17 protein-coding genes are annotated in these 23499 nt (G+C 72.0%); 10 read left to right on the top strand and 7 right to left on the bottom strand.

All coding sequences use genetic code 11. The features are described from left to right. The first annotated feature begins 2 nt into the window (after positions 1-2). The gene (locus WME90_RS28060) at positions 3-4034 is read left to right on the top strand and encodes a serine/threonine-protein kinase (RefSeq protein ID WP_437275085.1); all 4032 of its coding nucleotides are present in this window, start codon (positions 3-5) and stop codon (positions 4032-4034) included. Positions 4035-4071: 37 nt separating this feature from the next. Here WME90_RS28060 and WME90_RS28055 read toward each other — a convergent pair whose 3' ends face one another. Next, entirely contained in the window at positions 4072-6165 is a 2094-nt protein-coding gene (locus WME90_RS28055; RefSeq protein ID WP_437275084.1) for a hypothetical protein, read from the bottom strand. A gap of 239 nt (positions 6166-6404) precedes the next feature. On the opposite strand from WME90_RS28055, the gene WME90_RS28050 reads away from it, so the two are divergent. From WME90_RS28050 to WME90_RS28025, 6 genes are read left to right on the top strand one after another with little or no spacing between them, the layout of a single operon-like run. Then, positions 6405-7298, top strand: coding sequence for an alpha/beta fold hydrolase (locus tag WME90_RS28050; protein ID WP_437275083.1), 894 nt, complete (start codon positions 6405-6407; stop codon positions 7296-7298). A 25-nt stretch (positions 7299-7323) separates the two neighbouring features. Continuing rightward, the gene (locus WME90_RS28045; RefSeq protein WP_437275082.1) at positions 7324-8910 is read left to right on the top strand and encodes an NfeD family protein; all 1587 of its coding nucleotides are present in this window, start codon (positions 7324-7326) and stop codon (positions 8908-8910) included. Further along, a complete protein-coding gene (locus WME90_RS28040; protein ID WP_437275081.1) occupies positions 8907-9380 on the top strand; it encodes an NfeD family protein in 474 nt (157 codons plus the stop codon). Before WME90_RS28045 ends, WME90_RS28040 begins: the two co-directional genes overlap by 4 nt. Positions 9381-9430: 50 nt before the next feature. Next, entirely contained in the window at positions 9431-10423 is a 993-nt protein-coding gene (gene floA, locus WME90_RS28035; protein WP_437275080.1) for a flotillin-like protein FloA, read from the top strand. A gap of 1 nt (position 10424) precedes the next feature. Next, a complete protein-coding gene (locus WME90_RS28030; protein ID WP_437275079.1) occupies positions 10425-10646 on the top strand; it encodes a hypothetical protein in 222 nt (73 codons plus the stop codon). Further along, on the top strand, positions 10604-12220 hold the full coding sequence (locus WME90_RS28025) for a hypothetical protein (protein WP_437275078.1): 1617 nt from the start codon (positions 10604-10606) through the stop codon (positions 12218-12220). The genes WME90_RS28030 and WME90_RS28025 overlap by 43 nt, the downstream gene beginning before the upstream one ends. Before the next feature lie 184 nt (positions 12221-12404). Here the strand turns inward: WME90_RS28025 and WME90_RS28020 are convergent, their stop codons facing one another. The 6 genes from WME90_RS28020 to WME90_RS27995 form a co-directional block, all read right to left on the bottom strand. Further along, the gene (locus tag WME90_RS28020) at positions 12405-13394 is read right to left on the bottom strand and encodes a fatty acid desaturase (protein ID WP_437275077.1); all 990 of its coding nucleotides are present in this window, start codon (positions 13392-13394) and stop codon (positions 12405-12407) included. 683 nt (positions 13395-14077) lie between these two features. Beyond that, the gene (locus WME90_RS28015) at positions 14078-15088 is read right to left on the bottom strand and encodes an FAD-dependent oxidoreductase (RefSeq protein ID WP_437275076.1); all 1011 of its coding nucleotides are present in this window, start codon (positions 15086-15088) and stop codon (positions 14078-14080) included. Between the two features lie 60 nt (positions 15089-15148). Continuing rightward, entirely contained in the window at positions 15149-15517 is a 369-nt protein-coding gene (locus tag WME90_RS28010) for a hypothetical protein (protein ID WP_437275075.1), read from the bottom strand. Positions 15518-15588: 71 nt separating this feature from the next. Beyond that, positions 15589-17511, bottom strand: coding sequence for a dihydroxy-acid dehydratase (ilvD, locus tag WME90_RS28005; RefSeq protein WP_437275074.1), 1923 nt, complete (start codon positions 17509-17511; stop codon positions 15589-15591). A 118-nt stretch (positions 17512-17629) separates the two neighbouring features. After that, on the bottom strand, positions 17630-17866 hold the full coding sequence (locus tag WME90_RS28000; RefSeq protein ID WP_012237958.1) for a hypothetical protein: 237 nt from the start codon (positions 17864-17866) through the stop codon (positions 17630-17632). Between the two features lie 46 nt (positions 17867-17912). After that, positions 17913-18707 (bottom strand): class I SAM-dependent methyltransferase, encoded by a 795-nt coding sequence (locus WME90_RS27995; RefSeq protein WP_437275073.1) that lies wholly within the window; start codon positions 18705-18707, stop codon positions 17913-17915. A gap of 1064 nt (positions 18708-19771) precedes the next feature. On the opposite strand from WME90_RS27995, the gene WME90_RS27990 reads away from it, so the two are divergent. From WME90_RS27990 to WME90_RS27980, 3 genes are all read left to right on the top strand, one after another. After that, a complete protein-coding gene (locus WME90_RS27990; protein WP_437275072.1) occupies positions 19772-20290 on the top strand; it encodes a hypothetical protein in 519 nt (172 codons plus the stop codon). A gap of 276 nt (positions 20291-20566) precedes the next feature. Further along, positions 20567-22417 carry a type IV pilus twitching motility protein PilT gene (locus tag WME90_RS27985; protein ID WP_437275071.1) on the top strand — a complete coding sequence of 617 codons (1851 nt, stop codon included), beginning with the start codon at positions 20567-20569 and terminating at the stop codon, positions 22415-22417. Between the two features lies 1 nt (position 22418). After that, positions 22419-23489, top strand: a complete 1071-nt coding sequence (locus tag WME90_RS27980) for a type IV pilus twitching motility protein PilT (protein WP_437275070.1) — start codon at positions 22419-22421, stop codon at positions 23487-23489. Positions 23490-23499: the final 10 nt, after the last annotated feature.

Genomic DNA, 23499 nt, shown 5'->3' with positions numbered 1-23499 from the left:
GGATGCGTTCGGAAGCCTTGCGAGGCGAGGAGCCGGGCGGCGCGCTCCAGGAAGCCGCGCGCTGCCCGGCATGCGGTCGGCGGAACCGGGGCTCGTGCCCCGAGTGCGCGCAGTCTGATCGGCCGTTGCCCGACGACTCGAGCGCGCCGGACATCACCGAGGCGGTCCCCGTCGCGCTGCCGCGGTTCGCCGGCTACTGGACCCGCAGGGTCCTCGGGCAGGGCGGCTTTGGCTCCGTCTTCGAGGCCGAGCCCGAGGACGGCGGCGCGCCGGTGGCCATCAAGCTCGCCCGCGCCGACCGCCGCGGCGCGGGCGTCCACCTCCAGCGCGAGATCGAGGCGCTCTCCGCGGTCGGCACCCCGCATGCGCCGGCCGTGTACGCGTCGGGCACGCTGGACGACGGCTCCCCGTACGCGGTGATCGAGCGGATCGCGGCGCCCACGATCGCGGCGCGCCTCGCGTCGCGCCCTGCGCTGCACGTAGAGGAGGCAGCGCGGCTCGGGCTCGCGACGCTCGCAGCCCTGGAGGCCGTGCATGCCCGCGGCTACGTGCACTGCGACCTGAAGCCCGAGAACCTGTTCGTCGATGGCGCGGGGCGAGCGTCGATCATCGACTTCGGCATCGCCCGGGTGGTGGGGCGGCGCGACGAGGCGGAGGACGACGATCTGGCGCTGGGGACGGCGGAGTACATGGCGCCGGAGCAGTCCGCTGGTCGGACGGACCTCGACGCGCGTGCGGACATCTACGCGATGGGCGTCATTCTCTACGAGCTGTTCGCAGGCCGGCCGCCGTTCTGGGGGCCGCGCGCGGCCGTGCTGGAGGACCACAGGAGCCGCAGGCCTCCGCGGCTGTCGGCGCGCGCGGCGGTGCCGCAGGCGATCGAGGATGTGGTGCATCGCTGCCTGGCCAAGGATCGGAGCGAGCGGTTCGCGAGCGCGACCGAGCTGCGTGTCGCGCTGGAGCGAGCGCTCGGGGACGACACCGCGCCGAGCGAGCGAGGCGGACCGCTCGCGGCGAGCGGCGTCGAGCGACGCGCGGCCGGTCTGCTGTTCTTCGAGGGCGCGGCCGATCGCATGGTGGTCCAGCGCCGGATCCGGGCGCTCGGCGGCGAGCTCGCGCACGCATCGGGCTCCCGTTATGTGGCGGTCTTTGGCTATGGAGGCGCGGCGAACCCAGCGCGGCATGCGCAGCGGGCGGCAGACGAGCTCCTGCGGGGAGGGCTGTGCGAGCGGGTGCTGATCGACCTGGCGCCCGTGTCGGTCCAGAGCCGACCGGACGGGGCGCAGCGCTTCCTCAGCCCGCTCTTCTCGCGCGCCGAGCGGTGGCCGTCCGCTTCCGGTCCGCGGGGGCCCTTCCTCACGCCCGCGGCGGCGGCCGCGCTCCCCGAGGCACCCTCAGCGCTCGCGGAAGAAGCGCCGTCTTCCTCCGTGCAAGGCGATGCGGCGGCCGGCGCCAGCGACAGGCCTCACGAGCAGACGAGCCCCGACGCGTTCGTGGGCCGCCGTGACGTCCTCGACCAGCTGTTGCACAGCGCCGAGGAGGCGCTTCGCCTCAAGCAGCCCACGATCGTGTCCGTGGTCGGCGAGCCTGGTTATGGCAAGAGCCGCCTGTTCGTCGAGCTGGGCAAGCAGCTCAGAGCGCGCCTGCCGCACGCCAGGCTGATCGACCTGCGCGGGCAGGAGCCGACGAGCGGCGTCTCGGACGCGACGCTGCACGAGCTCGTGCGCGGGGTGCTCGACGTGCCTGACGCGCCGCCGAAGAGCGGCGTCCGCGAGGCGCTCACCGGGCAGCTCGGCCCTGTGCTCGGCGAGGTGCTCGGCTCGGGCCTGGCGATGGCGCTCGGCTGGGTGGACGAGCGGACGGGCAGCGATCTCTACCCCGAGCTCAAGGCGCTCCAGTCCGCGCCGGGCGCGCTGCGCTCGGCGCGGGTGCGGGCGGCGGGCGAGTGCCTGCGCTGGCGCGCCGTGTCCTCGCCCCTGATCGTGATCCTCGACGACGCGCAGTTCGCCCACGACGCGACGCTCGCGGCGCTCGAGTACGCGGCGCTCGAGGACTCGGCCTCGCCGCTGTGGATCTGCGCCATGGGGCGCTCCGCTTTCGTGGAGGCGCACCCTTCCTGGGGCGAGCGCGCCGCGCGGCGGGAGAGCATCCGGCTAGGTCCGCTCGACGCCGAGAGCGCGCGGGCGCTGTGCCGGCGGTTGCTCCTGCCAGCCCGCGACGTGCCGGAGCCGGCGATCGAGCGCTTGCTTGAGCGCTCGCAGGGGGTGCCGCTGCTGCTCGTCGAGCTCGTGCACGGGCTCAAGCGCGAGGGGATCCTGCGGCGGCACCCGCGGGGCGAAGCGTGGTACCTGGCGACCGATGAGCTCGATCGCTTGCCGATGCTGCCGCATATCGACCCGCTGGCGCAGGGCGAGCTCACGGCGCTCGGGCCGGCGCTGGGGGCGCACGCACGGCTCGTCGCGCTGCTCGGCGCCGAGGTGTCGATCGACGAGATCGCGGGCGTGTTGAGCCACCTGGATCGGAGCGGCCATGGCGCGGCCTTTCCGCTCGACGCGCGTGTCGGGACCGAGCGGCTGCTCGAGGCAGGCATGCTGGCCACCCACACGAAGGGCCGGCTGTGCTTCCGGCATGCGCTGGTGCGGGAGGCGATCGCGCGGGGCATCGACGAGGCGGAACGGCGGCGGATCCACCGGGCGGCATACGAGCACCATCGCGAGGCGACCCACGAGAGCCGGGAGCAGCGGCGGTTCAAGCTCGCGTACCACGCGGCCGAGGCGGGGCTCGCAGAGGTCGCGGAGGAGGCCTACCTGGAGCTGGCCGAGCGGGCGCGGGCGCGGCACGCCTACGTGGAGGCGGAGCTCCACTACAGCCGCGCGCTCGCGCAGCCGGTCGAGGAGCGCGGCGTTCAGCGGAGGGCGGCGTATCGGGGTCGGGGGCTCATGCGCTACCGGCTGGGGCGCTACCACGATGCGCTCGGCGATCTCGACCGCGCGCGCGCGATGGCGGTCGAGGGGGGCGATGACCTCGAGTCGATCGAGATCCTGCTCGACGAGGCCACGGTGCTCGACTGGATGAACGACTATGCGCGATCGAAGGGGCGGGTGGAGCAGGCGAGCGCGCTCGCGCGGAGCAACCTGCCGCCGGCGCTCACGGCGCGCCTCTCGATGGGGGTGGCGCGCTCGGTGCACCGCGAGAGCCGCGACAAGGAGGCGGTGCCGCTGCTCGAGGTCGCGGCGGCGCAGGCCGAGGCGGTCGGCGACGAGGGATACGAGACGCTGCTGGTGTCGCTGCTCCTGCTGGGCTCCATCTATCAGGAGATCGGAAAGCTGGACGAGGCAGGGTCTGCGCTGGATCGGGTGGTGCGGATGTGTGAAGCGCGCGGCGACCTCGTGCACCTCGGGCCGGCGATCAACAACCGAGCGCTGCTGCGCGCGTGCCTCGGTGACAACGAGGGGATGATCCTGGACCTGTGCCGCCTCCTCTCCATCTCGCGGGAGCTAGGGCTCTGGACCATGGAGGTCGTGGGGGAGTTCAACCTCGGCGAGTACCTCTATCTGATGGGCAATCTGGACATGGCGATGCCGCACGTGGAGCGGGCCGTGTCGCTGGAACGCCATCAGCAGGGGGAGCTGGCGCGGCCGGTGGTGCAGCTCCTCCTGGCGAGGGTGCTCCTGTACCGGGGAGAAGAGAGCAAGGCGCGCGAGATCATCGAGGCGATCCGGGTCCAGCAGGCGAAGGCAGCGGCGGAGGGGCGCGAGGGCATGGAGATGGCGCCTCGGGAGGAGGTGCAGTGGTCGATGATCGACCTGGCGACGCGGGATGCAAGCGCCGAAGAGTGGGACGAGCTCGAGGAGCGGCCAGCGAAGTTCTTCGTGGGGCAGGAGCACATCGAGGTCATCGAGGCGCGCGCGCGGGCCCTCTCGCGGCGTGGCCGCCACGCGGAGGCGGAGGCGGCCCTCGAGCGGGCGATCGAGGTGGCCGGGAGGATCCCCAACGTCATGCGGGAGCGGCTCGAGCGGCAGCGGCGCAACTAGCCCGGGTGCTCGGTGAGCCGCCCGCGCAGCGCCGTCTTCACCGCGGGACAGCCGCCGCGGCGCGGCGCGGCGGGTCCTCGCGGTGGGAACCGCCCGTGACGCCGCCCTTCGCGCCCGAGTGAGCGGCAGGGTCGCCCGTCGGGTCGAACAGGGCCAGCGCCCTCGTGTAATCGAGCGCCGCTCCCGCGGTGTCGCCCCGCTCGCAGCGCAGGTCGGCGCGCGCGCGGAGCACCGCAGCCTGGCCCGCGCTGTCCCCGAGCTCCTCGAGGAGCCGCAGCGCATCCTCGTAGTCGCGCTGCGCGCCCGGGAGCGCGCCCCTCTGGCGACGCAGGTCGCCGCGGGCCTTGAGCACGGCGGCCTCGCCCCGGCGATCGCCGCTGTCCCGGTACAGGAGGATCGCATTGCCATAGTCGCGCGTCGCGAGCGCCGTCTGCCGCTCTCGCAGGCGCAGATCGCCGCGGGCCTGCCATGTGCGCGCATGGGTCTGCTCGCACCCGAGCGCCCGGAGCAGATCGGGCTGCGGGAGCACCTCGCGCGCGGCGCGGGCGCGCGCGCCGCGACGCTCGTCGCCGCTGCTCGGCGGGGGCGAGCGGAGCTGGCCCAGGACGCGCTCCTCCACGCCCTCGAGGATGTACAGCGCCCGGTCGTAGGCGCGCGCGGCGCCCGCGAGATCGCCCTCCCTGAAGCACAGATCGCCCTGCGCCTTCAGCACGTTCGCCTCGCCCAGGCGATCGCGGCAGGCCCTGAGCAGCGTGAGCGCGTACGCGTAATCGCTCGCCGCCCCCGCCAGCTCGTCCTGGTCGAGCCGGAGGTTGCCGCGCGCCAGCAGCCCTATCGCCTCTCCGGTCCGGTCGGCCGTTGCCCTGAACAGCGACAGCGCGCGCTCGTGATCGCGCGACGCGGCCGCGAGATCCCCCTGCCGCCGGTGCACCTCGCCGCGGAGCAGGAGCGCCGTCGCCTGGCCACGCCCGCTCACGGCCGCCTCGAACGCAGCGAGCGCTTCGCTGTAGTCCGCGGCGGCGGCCTCGAGCGCGCCCTCACCGAGGTGCCGATTGCCGCGCGCGAGCAGCTCCTTTGCGCTGCGGACGACCTCGTCATCCACCGGCGGCGAGATCCGCGCCGCCGCTCGCTGCGCGCTCGCGCGCACCGCCTTGCGGAGGACGTCGCGGTGACCCGGTCGGCCGCGCTCGCGGGCGGCCGGCGTCGCACGGAGCGTGCCGAAGGTGCCCCGCCGCTTGCTCGTGAGCTCGGCGCGACGCGCGCTCTCGAGCGCCGCGAGCGCGCGCTCGCGCAGCTCGGGGAGCGCGTCGCCCGAGAGGCGCGCCGCCTCGCCGAGCAAGCGCTGCTGGACCTCGGCCGGCAGCCCGAGATCGAGCACCGTGCAGGCGTCGACGAGCACGCGCGCCAGCACCTCGGCGCCGCGCCCGCCATCCCGGAACGGCGCGATGTCGAGGGCCGCGAGGAGCTCGCCGGCGACGCGTCGGCGCATCGCCGCCTCCGGCCGCCCCTCGACCGCGGCGGTCCAGAAGAGGAGCGCCTGCATCGCGTCCGCCGACCCCCGGTGGAGCGCATCCCAGCGCGTCGCGTCGACCGCCGCGTCCTCGCGGGCCACGGCGCGCACGAGCGGCGTCGTCGTGAAGGTCTGCGAGCCCTGATCGAGCGACACAACCCGGCCATGCACGAGCAGCTGGAGCGGCCGCGCAGCGGAAGGCGCGGGCTTCCCCACCGCGGCCGCGACCACCTCCAGCGGAACGCCCGCCGCGGGCAGCACGGCGAGCGCATGCACCACCCGGCGCGCCTCCTCGCCGAGCGACTCCAGCGCATCGCCGAGCACCACGCCCACGATCTCGTCCTCGGGCCCCCCGGGATCCAGCTGCGCTGCGTTCTTCCGCAGATACGCCTCGGCCGACATGCCTGTCCGCCGCAGCGTCGCTGCGGCGATCTCGATCGCGGCTGGCAGATACCCCAGCGCAGCGACGAGCGCATAGGCCCACTGGACCTCCGCAGCGGGCGGCGCGTCCGTCCCCCATGAACCTTGGGAGAGGACGGACATCGCAGCGGATACGGAGAGCGCCGAGACGCTGACCTCGGCCGTCTTCCGATCTCCGGACGTGGAGCGGAACCTCAACATATCGCCTCTGTCATTCCAGAAGACCTGGTTGGCCGCGCAGGCGCCGTCGGGCTCTCAGCCCCTGGCGACATGCCTGCTGGCCCCATGACCCTGGAGATTGCTGTGTCGAAGCCTGTGGCGGGGAGCTTAGCGCGGCGCGCGACAGGCTCAACGGCCTTCCCGGTTTTCATTCGATCCACGCGGCGAATTCGCGGCGACACAGCCCGCGCTGGCACACGTCCGGCAACGGCTCGCCCTTCATGGGAAAGCGTGTTCGACGACATGGAACGGCGGGATCCTGCGCCGGACGCCCGCTCTCGGTCGCCGGCTGGTATGTCCCGCGGTCGGGTCGAAGAGAGAAGAACCTGCCCATTTCCACGGGCGCCGCGGAGAGGCGGGCTGCGCGGGCGGAAGGCCGAGGGCGGGAGATCCGGGTCGGGAGCGAGATCGTTTATGTGACCGAGACGGGCTCCGGCAAGCCCGCGGTGCTTCTGCCCAGCATGCTGATCGGAGGCACGCCGTACCAGCCAGCGGTCGAGGCGATGGCGCGCCGTGCGCGGGTGCTCGTCCTGGAGCTGCCCGGCTCGGGCCGCGGCTCGCGGCTCGGCGCGCCGTGGACCCTGGAGCGGTATGCGCGCTGCGTCGCCGGCGCCTTGCGGGCTTTGCGCCTCGAGCGCGTCACGCTGATCGGCCACTCGCTGTCTGGCGCCGTGGCGCTGGTCGCCGCGGCGCGGTACCCCGAGCGGATATCCGGGCTCGTGCTCGTGGATTCCATCGGATTCGACCCGCCGGGCTCGGTCCTGGCGATCGTCCTCGTGCGCGCGGCCGACGCGCTGCGGTCGCCTCGCTTCATCGCGTGGGGGGTGCCCGCTCTCCTCCACAACCTGCTCTTCCATACGCGGAGCGCGCTGAGCCTCCTGCGGATCGCCGCGACCGCCGATTTGTGCCGCTATGCCGCGCGCGTGCGCGTGAGGACGCTGCTGGCGTGGGGCGCGCGCGATCTCACCGCGCCGCTCGGCTCGGCCCTCGCCCTCCAACGCTCGATGCCCGACTCGACCCTTGTCGTCTCCCCGAAGGGGAGCCACAACTGGATCGTGGAGCGACCCGCCGAGTTCGCGGACGCGGTGGCAGGGTTCATGGATCGCAGCGGCTGAGCAGGGGGTATCGTGGAGCGCCGGGTTGCGCTACCCTCGTCCTGCGTTCTTCGGGGTGAACCTCAGGGAGCAGGGCGCGCGGCGCGAGCCGCGCCGCCATTGCAGGGAGCGGGGCTTGACTGGTTTGTGGCGCCTGCTGGCACAGGGCGCGAGGTGGGCGCGGCTCGCGACCCCGCTCCTCGCGCTGCTCGCGACGATGGCGCTGTGCCGCCCCGCGCGCGGTGAGGCGGCGGCCCCCGCGACCGGCGCGGCCACCCCCGCGCCGCCGGGCCCGCGGCCGCTCCCGACGATCCCCGTCGCGGGGAAGGTCACGGTGGTCGCGATCTCCGGGACGATCGATCTCGGCCTCTCACCCTTCCTGGAGCGCGTCGTCGCCGCCCAGGGGGAGGGCGACCTCCTCGTGCTCGACATCAGCACGCTCGGCGGCCGCATCGACGCCGCGCTCGCCATCCGGGACGCGCTGCTCCGGGCGCGCGTCCGCACGGTGTGCTGGGTCAACCCGCGCGCGATCTCGGCCGGAGCGCTCATCTCGCTCGCCTGCGATGTCATCGCGGTCGCCCCCGGCGCCACCCTTGGCGCGGCGACGCCCGTGCAGATCGGCGAGGGCGGCGAGATGAAGCCCGTCGCCGAGAAGGTCGTGTCGTACATGCGGAAGGAGATGCGCGCGACCGCCGAGGCGAAGGGGCGGCGCGGCGACATCGCCGAGGCCATGGTCGACGCGGACGTGGAGGTCCCCGGCCTCGACGAGAAAGGGAAGCTGCTCACGCTGGACGGCGCGCAGGCGCTCGCGTGGGGCGTCGCCGAGGTGCAGGCCGGCAGCGAGGCCGACCTCTTCGGCGCCTTGGGCCGCCCGCCGCCCGCCGAGATCGTCCGTCCGCGCCCCAGCTTCGCCGAGGAGCTCGCGCGTTTCCTCTCCGATCCGACGCTCTCCGGCATCCTCATGACGCTCGGGATGCTCGGTATCCTCCTCGAGCTCTATGCGCCGGGCCACGGCGTCTCGCTCGCCGTCGGGCTCTCGTGCCTCGCGCTGTTCTTCTTCGGACACCACGTCGTCAAGCTCGCCGGCTGGGAGGAGCTCGCGCTCTTCGCTGTCGGCGCCCTCCTCATCGCGGTGGAGCTCCTCGTGCCGGGGCACATCGTGCCCGGCGTCGCGGGCGCCGCGTGTGTGGCGAGCGCCCTGCTCCTCTCGCTCCTCGATCTCGAGCGCGTGCCGGTCGACGTCGCCTGGCACGCCGGCTGGCTGCCGCGCGCGCTGGCCTCGGTGTGCGGCTCCCTCGCGGCGACGGCGGCGCTCGCCGTGGGCGCCGCCCGCGTCGCGCCGAGGACGCGCCTCGGGCGGCGCTTCGTTCTGGACACGGCGATCCGCGGCGTCGCCGTCGGTGGACCTCCCGGGAGCTCGGCGGCGCTCGCGTCGCTCGTCGACCAGCTCGGCACGGCCGCGACGGATCTGCGCCCCTCGGGCAAGGTCGCGCTCGACGGCCGCCGTATGGAGGCGCTCTCGGAGCTCGGTTACATCGAGGCAGGCGCCCGCGTGCGCGTCATCCGCGCGGAGGGGGGCCGTGTGGTCGTGAGGGCGATCTCGGGCAGCGCGGACGAGGAGCGCGGAGCGTGACGCCGGCGCTGCTCGTCATCGCGTTGCTCGTGGCGGGTCTCGTGCTGCTCGCCATCGAGGTGCTCGTCATCCCCGGCGTCGGCCTCGTCGGGGTCCTCGGCGGCGCCGCCGTGCTCGGGGCGGTCGCGCTCGCGTGGGCGACCCTCGGGATCGGCTACGGCCTGCTCGCCCTGGGCGCCGGCGTCTTCGCGACGGGACTCCTGTTCTGGGCTGTCCCGAGGACGCGGGTGGGCCGCAAGATGGTGCTGCTCGAGACCCAGCGGAGCGGGCGCGGCCCGGACGCGCGGCTCGCCGCGCTGGCCGGCAAGGAGGGCAGGGCGCTCACGCCGCTCCGTCCCGCCGGCACGGTCGAGATCGACGATCGCGCGGTCGATGTCGTGACCGACGGCCTCTATGTGGAGGCCGGGACGCGGGTGCGCGTGGCGAGCGTGGAGGGGAACCGGGTCGTCGTCGAGCCGCGCAAGACCTAGGGAGCGCGGGAGAGGCGGCCCTTCACGGACAGGGACGGGTGGAGAGGGTTATGGAGATCATCTCGGTCATCGTGATCGGCGGGCTCGTGCTCGTCGCCATCGTCGCGACGCTGTACATGGTGCCGCTCCGGCTGTGGGTCGCCGCGCAGGCGTCGGGCGCCGGGGTCTCGATGCTCACGCTCATCGCGATGCGCCTGCGCCGGGTGCCGCCCGATCAGATCGTCAACGCGCGGATCAGCGCTGTAAAGGCGGGCCTCGAGGGGGTGTCCGTCGACATGCTCGAGGCCCATTACCTGGCCCGCGGGCGGGTCGAGGCGGTCGTCAACGCGCTCATCTCGGCGGGCAAGGCGGGGATGGAGCTCGATTTCTCTCGCGCGGCCGCGATCGACCTCGCCGGCCGCAACGTGCTCGAGGCGGTGGCGATGTCGGTGAACCCGCGCGTCATCGAGACCCCGAAGGTGTCGGCCGTGGCCAAGGATGGCATCCAGCTGCTCGCGATCGCGCGCGTGACGGTGCGCGCCAACATCGAACGCCTCGTCGGCGGCGCGGGCGAGCAGACGGTGCTGGCTCGCGTCGGCGAGGGCGTCGTCTCGACCATCGGCTCCGCCGACGACTACAAACACGTCCTCGAGAACCCCGACACCATCTCGAAGAACGTGCTCAAGAAGGGCCTCGACGCGGGGACGGCCTTCGAGATCCTCTCCATCGACATCGCCGACGTCGACGTCGGCTCCAACATCGGCGCGAAGCTCCAGACGGAGCAGGCCGAGGCGGACAAGCAGGTAGCGCAGGCCAAGGCGGAGTCGCGTCGCGCGCTGGCGGTCGCGCAGGAGCAGGAGATGAAGGCCAAGACGCAGGAGATGCGCGCGAAGCTCGTCGAGGCGGAGTCGACGATCCCGCTCGCCGTCGCGGAGGCGCTCCGCACGGGCAAGCTCGGCGTCATGGATTACTACAACATGCGCAACGTCATCGCCGACACCGAGATGCGCCAGGGGATCGCCGGCACCACGGGGGGCAAGCCCGATCCCGTCGGGGAGTCGTGAGGTGCCGCCGCGCGTTCCACCGAGCCCGCTCCTCGCGTGGCTCGGCCGCCGCGACGCGCTCGTGCGGCGCTTCGTGCTGGCCGAGGTGCTCGGCCCGCCCCGGGCGCTGTCGCCGCGCCCCGCGCGGCCGGAGGGCCGCGCGGCCGGCGAGCCGCGCCCCGACGACGCTGGACGGGCGCCATGGATGACCTCGAGAAATACGTCACCGTCCTCGTCGGAGTGAGCTGGCTGCTCGTCAAGATCGCGATCGCGTACAGGAGCTTGCAAGCCAAGCGCGCCGCGCATGCCGCCGCGCGGCCACGCGGCGCGGCCGTCCCGCGGAGCGACACGCCGCCCGTCGATGTCGCGCCGCCGAGCGCTGCGCCGTGGGCGGCGACGCCGTTCGGCGCTCCGCGCGCGCTCGACGCCGACCGGCTGCGCATGGTGCTCCTGCGGCTCGCCGAGATCGAGCGGAGCGCCGCGGCGCTCGGCGAGGCGGTGCGCCACGAACGGGCGAGCCGGCGCTTCGCGGACGTGCTCATCGGGGCCGTCCCGCACGAGATCGGGCGCCTGCGCGCGGCCGTCGACGCGGGCTACACGGCGCGCGCCGCGGAGGTCGCGGCGGACCGCATCGAGCTCGTTGTGAGCGAGATCGCGGTGCTCGTGCGGCAGCGCCGCGACCCTTCGCTCCTGCCCGAGCTCGGCGACGCGGACGCCCTCGCCGACGCCTGTTACGCCCCCGTGATCGCGTTCGCGCGGGCGGAGGGGCTGCCGCTCCGGAGCGGATCGCCGGCCACGCAGCTCACGGAGTTCGATCTCGCGATCTGGACGGGCTTCATCCCCACGTCGATCGCGCCCATCTTCCTCCCTGTCGACTTCTTCTCGACCCCGCTGCGCTGGCCGGCGCTCGCGCACGAGATAGGCCACGATTTCCTGGCCTCGGTCGACGGTCTAGAGCTGGCCTTGCGCCGCGAGCTCGGCCTGGCGGACGTGGGTGAACGGGCGCGGCTGCTCGCTCAAGACGGCGATCGCATCGGGGCTCCCGAGCTCCGGCGGGCGTTCGGCGCGTGGTTCGAGGAGATCTTCTGCGACGTCTTCGGCACGCTCATGTTCGGCCCCGCCTACGTGATCACGATGAGCGAGCTGTTCTTCCAGGAGGACGAGCCGTACGCGTCGCTCGCCGTCGAGACGGACGTGACCGGCGCGCGTTATGACGAGCACCCTCCGCCGCACCTGCGCGTGCTCATCGGGTGCATGGTCCTGGAGCGGGGAGGCCTCACCGAGGACGCGCGCGTCCTGAGGGAGGCGTGGGCGCGCCGCCACGCCGACGTGAGCCTCGATGACCTGCTCCTGCCCGCGAGGGGAGCGTGGCGCCCGGTCCCGCTGTCGCCCTTCGCGGACATGGCCGCGTGGATCGTGGAGCGCCTCTATGCCGGCCCTCTCACCGCCCTGGCCGGGTTTGGTCTGCAGGACATCAGCGGGCTCGACTACGGTCCACACGAGCGTCAGGAGGCGACGCGCGCGCGCGACGCGCTGCTCGCCGGCCGGGTCCCCGCCGTCCGAGACGCGCGGGCGCTCCTCGCGGGCGCGGTGCTGGCGGCGCACCAGGCGCCAGAGCAGTCGCTGTCGATCCTGATCAGGGCGCGCGCCGCGATCCCCGCGCTCGGCACGAGCGAGCGGAGGCCCGACGCGTTTGCGCCCGGCCTGGGCGCGTCCAGCGTTGCGCTGGACCGCCGCGCCGTGACCGAGGCGCTGCTCTTCCGGGAGGTCCTGCTGCCACCGCGAGCGCTTCGTGCCCGCCGCCGCGCGCGCCTCTAGATAGAGCGACGGTCTCCCGCTTCGGATACGGGCCCACCTCGACGTTTTCGGTGCTCAGCGCACAGGAGTGCGCTTGCGCGCCGAAAACGCCGATCTGGGCCCGTCTCCTGTGCGGGAGACCGCCGCTCTGTCGGCATGTGGCAGAGGCGGGCGGAAACCGCCGTGGAGCGGGGCGCCGCTCGGATCAGATGGCGTCGAGCTCGGCGGCCGCCTGGGTGGGGGACGCGGAGTGGATTACGGGCGCCCGCGGCGCGGCGAGGCTGCCCGCCGTGAGGACGGGCAACGACGCCCGCGACACGGCGGCGCCCTCCGAGCGGAGCTTCATGAGCTCCTCGCGCTGGTGCTTCCACACGGTCCGGTAGCGGAAGAACGGCACGGCCGGGTAGAGGTGATGGATCAGGTGATACGTCTGCCCGAAGAGCAGCACGTTGAAGAGCGCGCTGTCGACCGCGCGCGTCGCGCTGTACCGGTTCTGCGCCGCCGTGATCTCGTGGGGGTAGTGAGGCAGGTAGTCGAAGGCGAACGCGAGGAAGAAGATCGCAAGCCGCGCCGGCAGGATCCAGTAGACGAGCGCGAGCTCGCCATAACCGAGCACGAACGCGAGCGCCACGAGCGCGAGCATGGCCGCGAGCGTCGCGACCGTCTCGATCCGCTCAGCGCGCTTCTGCGCGTGGTAGGAGCGCAAAAATAGATAGTAGTAGTGGAGATCCTGTGTCGCCCAGCGGAGCGGGAGGAGATACCACGGGCCGCGCCCACTCCAGTAGTCGGGATCCCGATCCGCCTCGTTCGTGTGCTTGTGATGCTCGAGGTGGAAGTGACGCACCGCCAGGAACGGCGCGACGAGCAGCACCCCGGACAGCCGCCCGATCACGCCGTTCAGCAGCGCGGAGCGAGCGAGCGACCGGTGCGAGGCCTCGTGCATCGGCGTGAAGGAGGCATACGCGGCCACCGCCGCCGCGAGAACGGCGGGCACGGTCGACAGGAAGCCCGAGACGCCTGCGTAGACGGCCGTCGCCCAGAGGGCGTACGACCCCGCGAAGAGCGCCAGCGTCGGCCACTCGATCGTCCGGGTCTGCAGCAGGCCGCTGTCGAGCGGCAGGACGCTCCAGAGCGCCGGCCGCCCGGAAGGTCTCCCCGACGGCCTTCCCGAGGGCCGTCCGGACGGCCTCGCCAAGGGCCGCCCCGAGTGGCGACTCGGGCAATTCTCGTCGTCGTTCGTCGTGAAACTCAGGACCGCTTGCCGCCCCGATGGACGACTGAGTCGATTCTCGTCGTTGTTCATGGCGCTCAACACTCCCCGGGGAAGCTTCGGATCTTCACGTTGGTGACAGCCGACGGTGGACGCCGGATCAAGCGCAAACGAACGTTCGACCACTCGGGACCGTGTTCCAGGGATCGCACCGAGAGGCCGTCACGGGCCAGCGACCTCCAGAGCGAGGCCGTCCACGGCCGTTCCCCCGGACGAACAGAGGAGCGCCACGGGCGGTTCCACTGCGAGTGAAGACGGGAGACGCTCGCAGACGAGCACGAATTCAATCTAGCAGCCTAGCAACAGGAGCACAACGGGACTTTCGGAGCGTTGCGTTGGTCTTCCTGGTTTGCTGGGGCTGGTTTGCTGGGGCTGGTTTGCTGGGTCTGGTTTGCTGGATTCCAGAAGTGCCGTCGTTTGTTGCTGCTGGCGTTGGTTGGGGTCAGCGCGCGGTCGTTGCATGGGTTGCGCGGGTTGCATGGGTCGTGACGGTTTCGTCCGCTGGCGTGGGCTTGCGCTGGCGCGGCACCCGATGTCCGAGGAACAGGCCCACTGGCGCAACGTCGACGTCACGGGGCGCGTCAAAATAGTGCGCTCGGCCCGTTCCCCTAGGCATGGCCGTGCGTCGAAGCTGTGCCGTCCCGCAGCATTGCGCTCACTTCGTGGGCACAACCCCATGCCAACGTGTATCCCGAACCACCGTGACCGTAGTTGTGGATCACGTGGCCTTCACGCTCGAGCCGCACGGTGCTCCGATAGGGGCGCAGCCCGGCGCGCGCGCCGAGCAAGCGGCCCGGTCTGAGCCCCGCCACGCGTGCCCGCTGAAGCATTGCGTCAGTAAGCTCGGGGTCAGGCGTCAACGGGCGGTCATCGGGTGACGGGAAGAAACAACCGCCAATCACGATCTCCCGACGCCTTGGGATGACATAGACAAGCGCCGATTCGTCCCTTTCATCACCCAGTGCGACATCTGTGTGGATCTCGCCTGGCTCGACGATCGCTACCTGGCCGTAGAAGGCGAGGAGCTCGCCGTCGCCGGTGAGCGCGCGCGCCCCGAGCCCGGTGCAATTCACGACGCAGTCGCCCTCGACCTCGGCGAGCGACCGCACGCGCTCGGTGCGCACCGGAGAATCGAGCTGCGCCTCCAGCCAGGGCAGGTGCAACGATGGCTCGATGCGCGGCGCCGTGAATCGCAAGCTGTACGGGGCGCCCAGCGGGTGGGGTCCAGGCTCGATCGCGAGGTCCGGGATGCTCTGAGCCCACCACGGCAGGCGTGTGTCATCCGCCGCCTCGCGAGCGGTCAGGAGATCCACACCCGCTTCTGGGTGGTCGTTCGCGATGCGCGTGAGCTCCTCGAGGCTCTCCATCGACCAGGCGTTGACGCGCTCGGGCGGGTTCGCCAGGAAAGGGTGCCACAGCGCGGCCGCGACCGCGGACGTCGTGCGCTCGCCGCGCTCCGCCGCGATCACCTGCACACGGTGGCCGTCGCGCTGGAGGACGACCGCCGTGGTCAACCCGATCACCCCTGCGCCCACGACGGTGATCTGCTGCGCCTGAGCTCGATTCCTCGACGACGCCACGACCGCGGGCTCTAGCACGCCGCGCTTCAGCGTCGACATCGCACACCACGCCCGGCGTCGAATTCGGTCCTCTGGATGTCCAGCGACGTCCCGCGGTGTCTAGCGGCGCGCCGAGACGTCCAGTGACGTGCCAAGACGTCCGGCGACGTCCAGCGACGTTCCGAGGCTCCCGGCGACGTCCAGCGCAGCGTCGAGCCGCTCCGCGCTGTCCTCCACGGCGCGCGGCCGCCTGCGCCCGACCGGGGAGGGAGCCTGCGCAGACCGAGCCGCCTGTGTCGATCGCCCGAGCTCGAGCGCCGCCGGATCACAAGCGCGGCGCTCCTCGGCGGCCCGGCGGCCGCGCTCGATCGCGGCGCTCCGGGCCCAGATGTCCCGCGCGCAGCGAGCGCCGATGTTGTCGGCGCGATCGGTGGGATAGCTGTAGTCGCGGTTGGCCGCGCGCACGTCCGTCGCGGTCGAGGCCGCCATTCGTCGTACCGCTGCTTCGCGCGGCGCGTTGGCCTCGTTCGCGCGGCGCGGCGGCTGGACGGCGCCTTTCGCTACTTGCGCGGCGCGGCGGCAGGCGCGGTCGCCGCCGGGGCATCCCCGGCGCGCCCGCTCGGCTCGATCTGGCTGACGTCGCGGACAGCGCCCTTGGCGGCGCTCGTGGCCATCAGCGCGTAAGCCCGCAGGGCAGGGGAGACCTTGCGATCGCGGTTCGGTCTGAACGCGTCTGCGCCCCGCGCCTCGGCGGCGCGGCGGCGGCGATCGAGCTCCGCTTCGCTGACCAGGACATCGATCGTCCGGGCAGGGATGTCGATGCGGATGCGATCGCCCTCCTCGATGAGCCCGATGGCCCCGCCTTCGGCGGCCTCCGGCGAGACGTGCCCGATGCTCAGGCCCGACGTCCCGCCGCTGAACCGGCCGTCGGTGATGAGGGCGCACGCCTTCCCGAGGCCCTTCCCCTTCAGGAACGACGTCGGATAGAGCATCTCCTGCATGCCGGGCCCGCCCTTCGGACCCTCGTAGACGATCACGACCACGTCGCCCGAGCGGATCTGGTTGTCCCAGATCGCGTCGCACGCCGCCTCCTGCGAGTGGAACACCCGCGCGGGCCCCTCGAACTTCCAGATCTCGGGATCGACGCCCGCGGTCTTCACGATGCAGCCGTCCACCGCGATGTTGCCGTAGAGCACGGCGAGCCCGCCCTCGCGGCTGTACGCGTGATCGACGTCGCGAATGCAGCCCTTCTGGGCGTCATCGTCGGTGTCGGCGAAGTACTTGTCCTGCGAGAACGCGACCGTGGTCGGCACGCCGCCCGGCGCGGCGAGCGAGCGCCTCTTCGCGGCGGCCGTCGCCGTGGGGCGGCGGATGTCGTTCTCGTCGATGGCCTCGCCCAGCGTGCCCGCGTGGACCGTGCCCACCTGCCGGTGGACGAGCCCGGCGCGGTCGAGCTCGCCGAGGATCGTCAGCACGCCGCCCGCGCGGTGCACGTCCTCGACGTGGTGGTGCGACGACGGCGCGACCTTGCAGATGTTCGGCACCTTCCGCGACATCCGGTCGATGTCCGACATGTTGAAGTCCACCTGCGCCTCGCGGGCGATCGCCAGGAGGTGGAGCACCGTGTTCGTCGAGCCGCCCATCGCGATGTCGAGCGCCATCGCGTTCTCGAACGCCTCGAACGTCGCGATGCTCCGCGGCAGCACCGAGGCGTCGCCGTCGACGTAGTGCCGCTGCGCGAGCGCGACGACGCGCTTCGCCGCCGCCTCGAAGAGGTCCCAGCGCGCCGCGTGCGTCGCGAGCAGCGTGCCGTTGCCGGGCAGCGCGAGGCCGAGCGCCTCGTTGAGGCAGTTCATGCTGTTGGCCGTGAACATGCCGGAGCACGAGCCGCAGGTCGGGCACGCGGACCGCTCCATCGCGGCCAGATCCGCGTCGGTCACCTTGTCGTCGCTCGCGGCGATCATCGGATCGATGAGGTCGAGCTTCCGGATGAGCGGCTTGCCGTCGCGGTCGTGCGTCCCGACGATCTTGCCCGCCTCCATCGGACCGCCCGAGACGAAGACGGTCGGGATGTTGAGCCGCATGGCGGCGAGGAGCATGCCGGGCGTGATCTTGTCGCAGTTCGAGATGCACAGGAGCGCGTCGGCGCAGTGCGCGTTCACCATGTACTCGACGCTGTCGGCGATGAGCTCCCGGCTCGGCAGCGAGTACAGCATGCCGGCGTGGCCCATCGCGATGCCGTCGTCGATGGCGATGGTGTTGAACTCGACGCCCCACCCCCCCGCGGCGTCGATGACCTTCTTCGCCCGCTGCCCCACGTCGTGGAGGTGGACGTGCCCCGGAACGAACTGCGTGAAGCTGTTGGCGATGGCGACGATCGGCTTCTCGAAGTCCGCGTCCTTCATGCCGGTGGCGCGCCACAGCGCGCGCGCCCCTGCCATGTTGCGCCCTTGGGTGGATGTACGACTGCGGTATCCGGCCATGCCGGGAACCTACTCCGTTCCGGCCTTCGCGCCTAGCCGGCAGGCGTGGCCGGCGAGAACGGCCCGCCGCGCCCGCTGCGACTCCGGGCGTCACGGCAGCCCGGGGCCGGCCCTTGGGTCATCGGCCTCGCGGCTTGGACCACCGATCCACGGCGACCATCGCGGCGCCGAGCCCGTCGATGTAGGTGCCGTGCCGGAACGTCGCGCGCTTGAGCGCAACGACCAGCGTGGCCAGGAGCTGGCGCGCCTCGTCTCGTTCTCGCCGCAGGTCCTGGACCTCATCCCGCGACGGCCGGTTGACGACCGCAGCTTGCCCGGCGTCGTTCGTGCCTGTCTGACTCGCTCTCTCGGACATGGGTCACATCCTCCCATATCAAGTTAGCGCTGCGTCGCCCGCGCCATCAACCTCCATGAGAGGTATTTAAATGGGTGTTCGTATCCCGGCCCACTTCAGCTCCGGAGCGCGCGGCGAGGGTGACGACGCCGCGCGCGATCTCGCGATGGATGACGCGGAGTCCGGCCGCGTCGAGCCTGTCGCAGACCCAATCGGGGGAGAGGCGCAGCTTGCGATAGAAGCTCGCTGACAGCGTCCACCGGCCGTCCTCCCGGCTGCGCGTGTGAACGAGGTCGTGCACCTTGACGGTCTCGGGTTCGTACTCGAGGAAACACGTCATGATCACATCGGCGGAGTCGTGTACTGGGATGAACCGATCGACGCCTTCGAGCTCGCGGGTGAGGTCGCGGAACGTGAGCACGAGATGTCCGCCGGGCGCGAGTCGCCGGGCGCAGCCGGCGAACATCCGCTCCACGTCCGACTTGCTGCCCAGGTGGGGGAGCGTGTCGCCCATGCACACGACGAGCTCGCAGGGCGGCCCGGAGCGCTCCAGCGCCTCGAGGAGATCCTCTCTCTCGATCTCGACGGCGAGCGGCCCGCGGCGCGCGGCGAGCTCGGCGAGGAGCCTGTCCGAGGTGTCGACCGCCGTCACCCTGAACCCGAGCTGCGCCAGCGCGACGGACTGAAAGCCGGAGCCGCAGCCGAGGTCGATGGCCTCGGGCGCGCCGCCGGACGCGCCCGCGCGCAGGCCGAGGCGCTCGAACAGCGCTCGCTGCTCGGCGACCTTGGCGTCGTAATCCCCGAACATCCTCGAATAGTGCTCGGCGAGGAGCTTGTCGTAGTGATCGGCGACCGTGGGCATGGGCTCTGTTCCTCCGGGGCCATCCTACAGCCGGGGGGCCCGCCGGGGCACACCTGCGCCGGCACGAAAGGAAAGAGGCGCACACCTGCGCCGGCACGAAAGGAAAAAGGAAAGAGGCGCACACCTGCGCCGGCACACATGGACGCACGGGGGCGCACCAGAATCATCTACGTTCGAAAATTTCTGCTCTGCTTTGACGAAGACATGATATCTTTGTTGAAACGCGACTCTTACTCCGACATCGATTTTCGGGTCGGCGGTGTTGGATGGCACTGGGAAGGTTCCCGGAGCGATGTTGGAGGAGGGAGAGGTCGCGTTGCTGTGCGCAGCTGGTTTCGTCGGACGGGTGAGAATGAGGTACGGCGGGCTTGGACCGAGCCAGCCGGTCGCTCGCGCGGGTGGTTCGCTCCTGGGGAGAGCCCGCCTCGCGCGAAGCGCGCTGATGGACCCGTCAGAGAGCCAGCGAGGCGAGCCGGAGAGCCCAGGCAAGCGGTCAAGCCGGGCAACCAGGCAGCCGGAACGACGGGCGAGCCAGAACGACAGGCAAGCCAGATGACCAGGTGAGCTCGGGCGAGCCGCGTCGCACTCCTGCGTGCGCCGCGCAGCCGGAGCCCGGTCGGCCTCGCCGAGGCGGCCAGCACCGGAATCTGGCGATGCGCGCGAGGCACGCAATGCGCGCGATGCGCGCGATGCGCGCGATGCGCGCCCAGGCGTCCAGGGCGATGAGAACCTCACGAGCGGCGCACGATGGCCGATGACCGACGGCCGATGGACGATGAAGGTGAAGCTGCGCGGCGCGTCGAAGAGGCCATACCCGGGCTCGCGCCGGGAACACTCGCGACGATGCTGATGACATAAGCGATCAATGTGACTCATGGCACCTGACCGAAAAAACACCCGTCGCGAGAGCCCGTCGCGAGAGCCCGTCGACCGAGAGCGAGAAATGAGTTGCGGAAGGTGTCAGTCTGGGTCACGATGAGAAGTTTTGTGATTGCGGTGTTTGCGAGCCTGCGGAGTTCACGCGGGTCGTGGGATCACGTCGAAGAAGCGAAGGAGCATGGCGCATGAAGACGGTCGGTGATTGGCTCTCCAGGTGCTCGCGGTCGCTCGTCGCCGCGGGCGCGGCCGCGCTCCTCTCCGCCACGCCAACCGCGGCCTCGGCCGAGCAGCCCGCCACGCCGCGGCAGGCCGCGCCGGCGGCGGCACCCGGCGCTGAGGGCGCGCCTCCGGCGGAGCCCGCCTCGGCTTCTTCGGCGGGCGAGTGGGAGAGCTTCTCCGTGGAGGTCTACGGCAGGCTGGTCTCGCGCGCAGGGAAGGTCGCGACGCTGCTGCCGCTCGTCTCCACGACCGAGAAGCCTGTCGCCGCGGGGACCAAGGCGGTGCTCTTCCGCAAGGTCGAGGACGCCGAGGGGCCGAGATCCACGAAATGGGTCGAGATCGCCCGGGTGACCATGAAGAAGATCGAGTCGACCGGCAACATGCAGCTCACCATCGACTCGGAGCAGCAGGCGCCTGCCGGCGAGAAGGGCAAGAAGCCGGGCCACTTCGTGAAGGGCGCCCGCGTCAAGCTCGCGATCCAGTAGCCCGGCGCCGCGTCGCTGCAGAGCTCGCCGCGGGCGTGAGCCGGGTCGCGCCGCTCCTCCGAGGAGGGACCGGCGCGGTCGCCGCGCGTCGCCGCGAGCACGTGGGGGACGCGCCACATGTGGGTCGTGGGCGCGAGCGGGGGACGGTGGGCGGGAGTCGGCGCGGGGGTCGCGGGGCGCCGGTGGCCGTCGCCGAATGTCGCCGCCGTCGCACGACATTTTGAAACGCGGCGCCTCATCGTTGATAGAGTCGGCTTGCGGAGACGAGCGACGACGATGAACGCCCTTCGATCCTGGCTTTCGCAGCTGAACCGCCCCGAGGTGACGGAGTTCGCCGTGGCCACCGGGCGCATGCCCAGCGTCAAAGTCTCGGGTGCCTTCCAGGCCGTCGATCCCGGCGCCCTCACCACGGAGGACATCCTCATGCTCCTCAGCGCGCTCGGCGGCGGCCGCTACCTCGAAGCCCTGGGCGCGAAGCCCTCGCAGTGGCACATCCGCATCGAGGGCATCGGCGCCATCTCCGTCGTCGCCGCGCGCCAGGGCGATCTCGTGCACGCCCGCATGACGCGGATGAACCCGTCGTCCGCCGCCTCGGGGACGGCGCCCGCCGCGCCTCTCGCCCGCCCATCGCAGCAGCTCTCCATGCGGGAGCACCTTGCTCCCGAGGAGGGGCAGCGCCCACCTCCGCGCGATCCGGAGGCGATGCGCGCGAGCTCCTCCGATGTCGCGCTCGACCTCCGCGGCTCGGCGCCGCCCCCCGAGCCCCGGGGCAGCCGGCCCTCGGTGGCCCGCTTCGATGCGCGCGCCGACGATGCGCCGCCCGCCGCCCCGCCCGCCGCGCCGCCCGCCCGTCCGGCAGCGCCGCCCCAGGAGCCCCGCGCCGCCGCGCGAGCGGCCGCACCGGGCGGGCGCGCGCGGCCCTCATCCGCCGAGATGCCTGCGTCCGCGCTCGACGGGCTGCTCGCCATGGCGCGCGATCAGGGCGCGAGCGATCTCCACCTCGTCGCCGGCCGCCCGCCGCTCCTGCGGCTCGCGGGCGAGCTCATCCCGCACGGCGAGCCGCTCGACCCGGCTGCCGTCGAGTCCCTCCTCTTGCCGCGTGTCCCCGCGCGCCTCTCGCCGGTGCTCGCGGCCGAGGGCTCCTGCGACTTCGCCCTGGAGCTCAGCGTGCTCGGCCGCTTCCGGGTGAACATCGCGCGCCACCGGCAGGGGTACAAGGGCTCCTTCCGGCTGATAGCGCGCAGCATCCCGACCCTCGCGTCGCTCGGCCTGCCCGACGCCATCGGGCTCGCCACCCGTCATCACCAGGGCCTCATCGTGCTGACCGGGCCGACGGGCCACGGCAAGACCACGACGCTCACCGCGATCGTCGATATCCTGAACCGCGAGACCAGCCATCACATCATCACGGTCGAGGATCCCGTCGAGTTCGTGCATTCGCGCGGCAAGGCGATGATCAGCCAGCGCGAGGTCGGCACGCACACCCGCTCGTTCGAGAACGCCCTCAAGGCCTCGCTGCGCGAGGACCCCGACGTCATCGTCGTCGGCGAGCTCAGGGACACGGCGACGGTCCGCATGGCGCTGTCCGCGAGCGAGACTGGCCACCTCGTCCTCGGCACGATGAACACCCCGAGCGCGGCGAAGACCATCGATCGGCTGATAGACCTCTTCCCGCCCGGCGATCAGCAGCAGGTCCGGGTCACCCTCGCGGGCGGCCTCCGGCTCATCGTCAGCCAGCGGCTCCTGCCGAGCGAGGACGGCAAGCGCATGGTCGCCGCCGCCGAGGTCCTGCCCGGATCGGTCCCGCTCTGGAACCTCATCCGCGACTCCAAGACGTTCCAGATACCGAGCCTCCAGCAGCGGGGGAAGGGCCTCGGGATCATCCGCCTCGACGACTCGCTGGCCGAGCTCGTCCGCGCGGGCAAGACCACGCTGGAGGCCGCGCTCAGGGTGGCGGAGGCGCCCGACGAGCTCGAGGCCGTCCTCGCCGGCAGGCGGCAGCCCATGCTCACGCCGGACAGGAGGCCGCCCGCCCCCTCGCCCGACGCGTCGAAGCCCGCCCCCGTCGAGGCGGGCAAGGGCCTCTTCGAGCGCGCGGGCGCGCTCTTCGGGAAGAAGGGAACGTAACGTGGCCCGGATCGACCGCCTCTTCGACGAGCTGCTCTCCAGGAAGGGCAGCGATCTGCACCTCGGCATCGGTTATCCGCCGCTCGTGCGCGCCCGCGGCGAGCTCATCGCCCTGCGCGACACGCCGCTCGACGCCGCCGAGATGGAGGCGCTCCTCTTCGAGATCACGACCCCCGAGGAGGCGCGGCGGATCGTCGACGATCTCGACCTCGACTTCGCCTATTCCTACGCGGACAAGGCCCGTTTTCGCGCCAACTACTTCTACAAGACGACCGGGCTCGCGGCCGTCTTCCGCACCATCCCGAGCAAGATCCTCTCGCTCGACGACCTCGGCTGCCCCGAGATCGTCCGCCGGCTGTCCGAGCGGACGAGCGGCCTCATCTTGATCACGGGGCCGACCGGCTCCGGCAAGTCCACGACGCTCGCGGCGATGATCGATCACATCAACCGCTCGCGCGCCTGCCATGTCCTCACGATCGAGGATCCGGTCGAGTTCGTGCACAGCCCGATCAAGGCCCAGATCACGCACCGCGAGGTCGGCCCCGACGCGGGCAGCTTCGCGAGCGCGATCCGCAGCGCCGGGCGCGAGGACGCCGACGTGATCCTGATCGGCGAGCTCAGGACCAACGAGACCATGAAGCTCGCCTTGCAGCTCGCGAGCTTCGGTGTCCTCGTCTTCGGCACCGTCCACACGAACAGCGCCGCCGCGACGATCGACCGTATCATCAACGCCTTTCCCGCCGACGAGCAGCTCCAGGTCCGCGGCATGCTCGCCGAGAGCCTCGCCGCGATCATCGCCCAGCAGCTGCTCCGCACGAAGGACGGCACGGGCCGCGTCGCCGCGCACGAGATCCTCGTCGGATCGAGCGCGCTGTCCGCGATGATCCGCGAGGGCAAGACGTTCCAGATCACGAACCTGATGCAGGCAGGGCGCTCCGCCGGCATGCAGACGATGGACATGGCGCTGGAGCGCCTCGTCAAGAAGGACATCATCTCGGCCCAGGCGGCGCTGGAGAAGGCGATCGACAAGGACAGCTTCCAGAAGCTCTTCCCCGACGCGCAGGGGGCGTGACGCGGAGTCG

The sequence above is a fragment of the Sorangium sp. So ce375 genome, assembly GCF_051473855.1.
GTDB lineage: Bacteria > Myxococcota_A > Polyangia > Polyangiales > Polyangiaceae > Sorangium.
The sequence above is the reverse complement of the archived record's forward strand: the minus strand, read 5'-3'. Positions and strand labels throughout refer to the sequence as shown.